This is a genomic window from Nocardia thailandica NBRC 100428 (assembly GCF_000308795.1).
Lineage (GTDB): Bacteria > Actinomycetota > Actinomycetes > Mycobacteriales > Mycobacteriaceae > Nocardia > Nocardia thailandica.
Genome location: NZ_BAGK01000057.1, coordinates 1 through 7,679, shown reverse-complemented (window position 1 = coordinate 7,679; position 7,679 = coordinate 1). Strand labels below are relative to the sequence as shown.

7 protein-coding genes are annotated in these 7,679 nt (G+C 72.2%); 4 read left to right on the top strand and 3 right to left on the bottom strand.

All coding sequences use genetic code 11. From position 1 onward, the window contains the following. The first annotated feature begins 552 nt into the window (after positions 1-552). Positions 553-1,026 (top strand): MarR family winged helix-turn-helix transcriptional regulator, encoded by a 474-nt coding sequence (locus ON36_RS06065; RefSeq protein WP_043648738.1) that lies wholly within the window; start codon positions 553-555, stop codon positions 1,024-1,026. Positions 1,027-1,079: 53 nt separating this feature from the next. Here the strand turns inward: ON36_RS06065 and ON36_RS06060 are convergent, their stop codons facing one another. Together ON36_RS06060 and ON36_RS06055 are read right to left on the bottom strand one after the other, a co-directional pair. After that, positions 1,080-1,484: a DUF7144 family membrane protein gene (locus ON36_RS06060; protein WP_043648735.1), complete on the bottom strand. Its 405-nt coding sequence runs from the start codon at positions 1,482-1,484 to the stop codon at positions 1,080-1,082. 113 nt (positions 1,485-1,597) lie between these two features. Next, complete coding sequence (locus ON36_RS06055; RefSeq protein ID WP_043648732.1) at positions 1,598-3,091, bottom strand: flavin-containing monooxygenase; 1,494 nt, start codon at positions 3,089-3,091, stop codon at positions 1,598-1,600. Between the two features lie 50 nt (positions 3,092-3,141). Between ON36_RS06055 and ON36_RS06050 the strand changes: the two genes are divergently transcribed. From ON36_RS06050 to ON36_RS06040, 3 genes are read left to right on the top strand one after another with little or no spacing between them, the layout of a single operon-like run. Next, complete coding sequence (locus ON36_RS06050) at positions 3,142-3,720, top strand: YdcF family protein (RefSeq protein WP_043648728.1); 579 nt, start codon at positions 3,142-3,144, stop codon at positions 3,718-3,720. A 52-nt stretch (positions 3,721-3,772) separates the two neighbouring features. Continuing rightward, positions 3,773-5,125: a GMC oxidoreductase gene (locus tag ON36_RS06045; protein WP_043648725.1), complete on the top strand. Its 1,353-nt coding sequence runs from the start codon at positions 3,773-3,775 to the stop codon at positions 5,123-5,125. A gap of 19 nt (positions 5,126-5,144) precedes the next feature. After that, positions 5,145-5,876, top strand: a complete 732-nt coding sequence (locus tag ON36_RS06040; protein WP_052313696.1) for a VIT1/CCC1 transporter family protein — start codon at positions 5,145-5,147, stop codon at positions 5,874-5,876. On the opposite strand, the gene ON36_RS06035 is transcribed toward ON36_RS06040, so the two are convergent. Next, entirely contained in the window at positions 5,873-7,459 is a 1,587-nt protein-coding gene (locus ON36_RS06035; RefSeq protein ID WP_043648721.1) for a Na+/H+ antiporter, read from the bottom strand. The genes ON36_RS06040 and ON36_RS06035 overlap by 4 nt on opposite strands. Between the last annotated feature and the right edge of the window lie 220 nt (positions 7,460-7,679).

The following is a 7,679-nucleotide window of genomic DNA, read 5'->3' as shown; positions in this document are numbered from 1 at the left end:
ACACATCCACCCCGGAGTGAATCCGGAACTTCAGTGAGGCAACTTCCAAAGCTTAACCAGAACAGCCCGCCGATTCCAAATCGGTACGCTGACCAGCCAGTGTGATCGCCAGGCGCTCATCGTCCTACCTCGTTTCCCGCGCCGCGGCCGGCCCTGAGGGCCAGCTCCTCGGCACCGGGTCGGTGTCCGTGTCGCTCTGACTTGGATAAAGTTACGTGTCGGCCAACGCGAAGTCAAATCGCCTGCACAGCGCGGCGTTTCCGCAGGTGGCGGCGGATCGGCCGGCCCGATTCCGTCCATCCGGGCCCCGTCTCGTGTCGAACCACTTTCCCTGACGACACCCGGCCACCACTCGGCTACTGATCATCTGTTCAGGTCCAGATCACAGCGAAAGCCCAGAGCACGGGCGGTGACTCGGCTCGCAAAGCATGGACACGCCCCGGGTGGTCGGATACTGTTCGGCGTCATTCAGCAATTCTTCAGCTAATGATCGGACGGGTGGTCGGGCACCCGGGACCCGCACACGGCGCGTTGGACGATGGAGGCCCGGCAATGCTCGACGAATTCGATGCGACGGAACGTCGCGCCTGGTCGGCGGTGGTCGTGCTGGCCATGCGGCTGCCCGGCGCGCTCGATTCGCTCCTGCAGCGCGAGCACGGGCTCACCCACTTCGAATACCGCGTCCTGTCCGCACTCGACGGCGCCCCGGACGGGCGCATGCGCATGGGCGTGCTCGCCGAGCACGGCCACGGATCCATCTCGCGGCTGAGCCACGTGGTCTCCAAGCTGGAGCGGATGGACTGGGCGCGGCGGGCGGCGCCGGGATCGGGCCGCGGCGTCGACGTGGTGATCACCCCGTCCGGGCGGTCCAGGGTCCACGCGGCCACCCCCCTGTATCTGAAGACCGTGCGCGAGCTCGTCCTCGGCGCGCTCGAGCGGCCCCAGCTCGCCGAACTCGCCGAGCTCGGCGACCGCCTCAACGAGCACCTGGCCGGCGTGCTCGGCGACGACGCCGCCCGGCGCTGAGAAACGCGATCGGCCCGGTGCGCGGGCACCGGGCCGATCGGGTCTCGTGAAACTCAGTTGTCGGTTCGCCAGGTGCACACCGCCCAGATGACGACCACGTCGAGGGCGATGATCAGGATCGACCACCACGGGTAGTAGGGCAGCCACAGGAAGTTGGCGACGATCGAGATCGACGCGATGGCGATCGCGCCGACCTTGCCCCAGGTCTGCCCGGTGAGCAGGCCGAGCGCGATGAGGATCGCGATGGCACCGAAGATGATGTGCCACCAGCCCCACGCGGTGATGTCGAACTGATAGATGTACTCGGGGCCGACCACGATCAGGTCGTCGTTGGCCACCGCGGAGATGCCCTCGAAGATCTGCAGGGCGCCGACCACCGCCAGCAGGATTCCGGCGCCGATGGAGGTGCCTGCCGCGATCCCCTGACGTACCGGGTGCGCGTTCTCGTTCGTCGTCATCGTCTCGGCCTTTCTGCCGGGTCCGGTCCGGAGCGTGCCACTTCGGCACTGTCCGCGTGACGCTAGGGACCCGGCGGCACGGCCACCTCACCCGTTTCGGGTGAAGTCCCATGTCAGGCCGGTTGACGTGCGGCCGTCCTGTGCAGCGGGCGCAGCGTCTTGCCCAGGTCGGTGCGCCAGGTGATCAGGGTGTCGAGCAGGTAGTTCTGCCGCACCCGCCACGGATGCCGATCGCCCTGGCGGGGGAAGTCGGCGATGGACCGCAGGATGTAACCGGAGGCCAGATCGAGCAGGGGACGCTGGTCGAGCTTGCCGGTCGGCTCGGGGACCACCGCGGCGCAACCGGTCTTGTCGATGTGGTCGAGGACCTTGCAGACCAGCCGCGAGGTGAGATCCGCGCGCAGCGTCCACGAGGCGTTCGTGTACCCGACGCAGATGGCGAAGTTGGGGACGCCGGTGAGCATGGCGCCCTGCCACACGAACTGGTCGGACAGCGTCACCGGGGTGCCGTCTACCGAGGGGGCGATGCCGCCGAAGGCGAGCAGGCGCAGGCCGGTCGCGGTGACGATGACGTCGGCGGGCAGGACCCGGCCCGACACCAGGCGGACGCCCTCGGGGACGAAACGCTCGATCCGATCGGTCACGACCTCGGCCTTGCCCTTACGCATCGCCTTGAAGAAGTCGGCGTCGGGGGCGGCGCACAGGCGCTGGTCCCACGGGTCGTAGGACGGGGTGAAGTGCTCGGCGACGAGCTTCTCGTCCTTCAGGATGCGGGTGGTCAGGCCGGTGAGCAGCTTGCGCGCGGACTCCGGGCGGCGACGGCAGTACTGGTAGAAGCCGATGTTGAACAGGATGTTCTTGACCCGCACCACCTTGTGCGCGAGCGCGGCGGGCAGGTACTTGCGGATCTTGTCGGCCTGCTTGTCGCGGCCGGGGACCGCGCTGATCCAGGTGGGCGTGCGCTGCAGCATGGTGACATGGGCGGCGGTGTCGGCCATGGCGGGGACCAGGGTGACCGCGGTCGCGCCGCTGCCGATGACGACGACGCGCTTGTCCCGGTAGTCCAGGTCCTGGGGCCAGAACTGCGGGTGCACGACGACGCCCGCGAAGTCCTCGCGGCCGCGGAACTCCGGGGCGTGCGGCTGGTCGTAGTCGTAGTAGCCGGCGCAGCTGTAGAGGAAATTGCAGGTCAGCACGCTGAGCTCGGGGCCGTCTTCGCCCTGGTGGGCGATCGTCAGCCGCCAGTGCGCCTGCTCGGAGGACCAATCGGCGCCGATCACCCGCGAGCCGAACCGGATGTGGCGGTCGATGCCGTTCTCGTGCGCCGTCTCGCGCACGTACTCCAGGATCGAGGGGCCGTCGGCGATGGAGCGGGCCGCGCGCCACGGCTTGAACGGGTAGCCGAGGGTGAACATGTCGGAGTCGGAACGAATGCCCGGGTAGCGGAACAGGTCCCAGGTGCCGCCGAGGGTGTCCCTGGCCTCCAGGATCGCGTAACTGCGGTGCGGGTGGCGGGTCTGCAGCCGGTAGGCGGCGCCGATCCCGGACAGTCCCGCGCCCACGATCACGACGTCGAGGTGTTCGGTGGCGGCGGCGGTGTCGTTCATGCCACCCAGTCTGCACAAGAACCGGCCGTTCGGGGACCCATAATGGCGCTGTGTTCTTCCGCCGGGTGCGTGCGCTGCTGATGACGACGGGTGCGGCGGTGCTCGCGGTGGTGCTCGCGGGGCTGCCGGTGTACGTGCGCCCGCAGGCCGATCCCGTGCGCCACGCCGACGTCATCGTCGTGCTGGGCGGCACCGGGTCCGAGCGCATCGACATCGCGCTCGAGCTCGCCGCGGGCGGGCTGGCGCCCGAGGTGCTCGTGTCCCAGTCGACCGGACCCGACGACCCGGCGCTCGACCGCTACTGCGCGGGTCGCTTCGCCTTCCGGGTGGCCTGCTTCGTGCCGCAGCCCTCGACCGTGGAGGGCGAGGCGCGGGAGGTCGCGCGCCGTGCCTCGGTGTACGGCTGGCGGCACGTGATGGTGGTGACGCTCGCGCCCTACGCCTCGCGCGTGCGCTACGTGCTCGGCCAGTGCTTCGACGGGGAACTGTCGGTGGTCGCGGGGCGGGTGAATCCCGGCGCCTCCTTCTGGGCGCGGACCTACGTGCGCCAAACCGCCGGGTATGTCCGCGCTTTCGTGCACCCGGCCTGCCCGACTCCGGGACAGGCGGCCGCGCGGCTTCTACAGTGAGTTCCTGGCGCCGCGCGGCGTCGGGCGTAGGACCGTGCGAGAGGACCCGCAGGTGCTGGTCGACGATCTGCGAACAGTCGGTGACCGGGCGCTGCGCGCGCAGGTCTGTGTGATCGGGGCCGGGCCCGCCGGATTGACCGTGGCCGGGGAACTCGCCGCGGCCGGGGTCGACGTCCTGGTCCTCGAGCAGGGCGACGGGACCTGGCCGTCCGGGCCGCCGGAGGAACGCTCGGGTTTCCTCGACGATCTCGACTTCGCCTCCCGCCCCTGGATTCCCGGCACCGGCTGGCCGCTCGGTCCCGGCGAGCTGACGCCCTACCGGGACCGGGCGTGCGCCCACGCCGGCCTGGACGCCGCCGAGAACCGCCGCGCCACGGCCGAACTGGATCCCTCGATGTTGCGGGCGCACACCTGGCAGTCGGGGCGCGGGGTGCGGATCGCGGCGGGCGGGCCCGGCGGCGCGCGCCTCTACACCCATGCCACCGTCACCCACCTGGACACCGATCGCACCGGCGCGCATGTGAATTCGGTCGAGGTGACCGGCGCGGGCGGGCGCCGCCGCCGGGTCGAGGCGGCGCGCTTCGTCCTCGCCGCGGGGTCGATCGAGACGCCACGGCTGCTGCTGGCCTCGCGCCGCGCCGTCGCCGAGGGCGTCGGCAACCGCTACGACCAGGTCGGCCGGTACCTGATGGCGCGGCGGGCCGCCGTCGTCGGTGAGGTGCCGGCGCCGGGCGCGGCACTGGCCCGGCTCGGCGCGCGCACCCGCGGTACCGGACGCGGCCGGGCCCGGTTGATACCCGGGATGACGCTCGCCCCCGACGTGCAGCGCTCCGAACGCCTGCTCGGCGCGGCCCTGTGGCTGCAGGAGGCGCCGCAGGGCGGACGCACCCGCGCGCTGGCCGGCCGGGCGTTGCGTGCCGCTGCAGGCCGGTCCAGGGGCCGGGTCGAGCTGCGCTGCGTCGTCGAGCACGGCCCCGACCGGGAGAACCGGGTCACCCTCACCGAGGACACCGACGCCGCCGGACTGCCGCTGGCCCGGGTGACCTGCCTGCCCGATCCGCTCCAGGAACGCACCGCCCGGCGCGCCGCGCGCGTGGTCGCCGGGGAGTTCCGCAGGCTCGGGTTGCCCGCGCCGGTCACCGCGCCCTGGCTCGACCCCGCGGCGCCGGTGCCGTTCACCGAGGTCGGGCATCCGGCGGGCACCACCCGGATGTCGGCGGACCCGCGCACCGGGGTGGTCGACGCGCAGTGCCGGGTGCACGGCGTCGACAACCTCTACGTCGCCGGGAGTTCGGTGTTCCCGGCCTGCGGGCCCGGTCAGCCGCTGCTGACCGCGCTCGCGCTCGCGGTCCGGCTGGCCGAACGGCTACACGCCGACGTCGCGGCGCGCCCCACCCGGCGCTGACCCGGATTACGCTGGCCGGGTGAGCGACTCCCCCATCCCGGACCTGTCGGCGCACCCGCACGAGCCGCACGGCGAGGGCCTCGCCTCCCGGCTGAACTGGCTGCGCGCCGGGGTGCTCGGCGCCAACGACGGCATCGTCTCCACCGCGGGCCTGGTGGTCGGTGTCGCGGCCAGCACCGCCGACACGCAGACCATCCTGACCGCGGGCGTCGCGGGCCTCGCCGCGGGCGCGCTGTCGATGGCGGCGGGCGAGTACGTCTCGGTGAGCACCCAGCGCGACTCCGAGCGCGCCCTGCTGGCCAAGGAACGCCGGGAACTGGCGGAGTCGCCGGAATTCGAGCTGGCCGAACTGACCGGCATCTACCGGGCGAAGGGCCTGTCGCAGGAGACGGCCGAACAGGTCGCCAGGGAACTGACCGCGCACGACGCGTTCACCGCGCACGCCGAGGCCGAGCTCAAGCTCGATCCCACCGAACTCACCAATCCCTGGGCCGCCGCGATCTCCTCGGCGATCGCGTTCACCTGCGGCGCGCTGCTGCCGTTGCTGGCGATCGTGCTCACCCCGGCCTCGGTGCGGGTGCCGGTCACCTTCGTCGCGGTGCTGGTCGCCCTGGCGGGGACCGGCACGATCAGCGCGCGGCTCGGCGGCAGCCCGGCCGGGCGCGCGGTGGTCCGGGTGGTCGTCGGCGGCGCGCTGGCGATGTCGATCACCTATCTCATCGGCTACCTCACCGACACGGTCGGCGGCTAGCGGGCGGGTCCCAGGTCGAGCCTGCGGATCACCCGGTCCACGATGTCGGGCGGCATGCCCGGTTCGCGCCGGGCGGCCTGGGCCTCCCGCCTGCCGGCCTCGGTGATGTCGAGGCGGATGTCGCGCATGCGGTTCATCAGGGCGCGTTCCTGCTCGGCGGTGGCGCGGGCGTCGTCGTCGGCCGCCTGCGGGTCGGCCTTGGCCGAGAGCCTGCGCAGGCCGCCGCGCAGGTCCTCGTAGAGGTCGTCGGGCAGGTTCTCCTCCTGGGCGATCTGCTTGAGCCGCGCCTTCTCCGCCCGGACCACCCGCCGCCACAGGTCGCGTTCGAGCTCCCGCTCGGCGCGGGTGTTGGCGTGCACGCCGGTGATCCGGACGACCAGCGGCAGCGTCGGGCCCTGCACCAGCAGCGTGAACAGCACGACCGCGAAGGCGATGAAGAGGATCTCGGGGCGTGCGGGGAAGCCGGTCGTCTCGTCGGCGAGGGTGAAGGGCACGGCCAGCGCGAGGGCGACCGTGGCGACGCCACGCATGCCCGCCCACCAGGTGACGATCACCTCGCCGAGGCGGTACGGCTCGTCGTCGTCGGCGTCGCGGTTCCACAGCCTGCGGCCGATCCGCCACGTCACCAGCAGCCAGACCAGCCGCAGCCCGACCACCACCCCGATCACCGCCGCGGTGACCCCGGCCAGCGACCGCCAGTCGTGGCCGGTCGTCTCGAGCACCACGCGCAGCTCGAGCCCGATGAGAGCGAAAGCGAACCCGGTGATGAGCAGCTCGGCGATCTCCCAGAACGAGTCGGCGACCAGGCGGTAGGACCGGTCGCGGTACTCCACGGCCGCGTCGGTGAGATACAGCGCGCAGACCAGCACCGACAGCACCGCCGACCCCTCCCAGTGTTCGGCGAGGCCGTAGGCGATGAACGGCAGCAGCAGGCTCAGGGCGACCTGGCAGACCGCGTTGTCGAGCCAGCGGCTGAGGCGGTCGCCGAGGAAGCCGACCGCGAGGCCGACCACGCTGCCGACCACCGCGGCCAGCACGAACTCCCCCAGCGCGTGCCACGGCGAGAAGATCCCGGTGACCACGGCCTGGATGGCGACGCTGTAGACGACGATGGCGGTGACGTCGTTGAACAGGCCCTCGCCGCCCAGGACGACGGTCAGGCGCCGCGGCAGCCCGAGTCTGCTCGCCATGGACATCGCCGCGACCGGGTCCGGCGGGGCGACCAGCGCGCCGAGCACCACCCCCGCCGCGACGGCGTAGCCGGGGAACCAGCTGTGGAAGACCGCGGCCACCGCCGCCGCGGTCAGGATCACCAGGCCGATCGCGCGCAGGGCGATCGGTTGCCAGTTCTCGGCGAACTGCCGCCAGGACGTGCGCCGCGCGGCCGCGTAGAGCAGGGGCGGCAGCACCAGCGGCAGGATCAGTTCGGGCGGGATGACGATGGCGGGCACGACCGGCACGAGGGCGAGCACGACGCCGAACAGCGTCATCAGGACCGAGGACGCCACGCCGATCCGTTCACCGAGGGGTTCGGCCACCACCGCGGCGCACAGGATCACCAGAACGAGGATGAGCTGGTCCATAGCCATCGAGTCTCACCGACGCGGCCGGCGACCGCGCGCAGGACGCGCCTTTCGGCTCAGCCGCGCGTCGCCGCGGCGGGCGGCAGCAGGATCGGCGGGAGCGGGAAGGGAAGCTGGATCACCGGCGGCGGCGGTGGCGGCGGCGCCGGGGCGGGCGCGGGTTCCGGGGCGGGCGCCTGCTCGACGGGCGCGGGCGGTTCGTAGACCGGCGGCGGCGCCT

What these genes read in the sequence shown, in the direction of transcription:
- ON36_RS06065 (WP_043648738.1), top strand. Translation starts at nt 553, where the DNA reads ATGCTCGACGAATTCGATGCGACGGAACGTCGCGCCTGGTCGGCGGTG.
- ON36_RS06060 (WP_043648735.1), bottom strand. Translation starts at nt 1,484, where the DNA reads ATGACGACGAACGAGAACGCGCACCCGGTACGTCAGGGGATCGCGGCA.
- ON36_RS06055 (WP_043648732.1), bottom strand. Translation starts at nt 3,091, where the DNA reads ATGAACGACACCGCCGCCGCCACCGAACACCTCGACGTCGTGATCGTG.
- ON36_RS06035 (WP_043648721.1), bottom strand. Translation starts at nt 7,459, where the DNA reads ATGGACCAGCTCATCCTCGTTCTGGTGATCCTGTGCGCCGCGGTGGTG.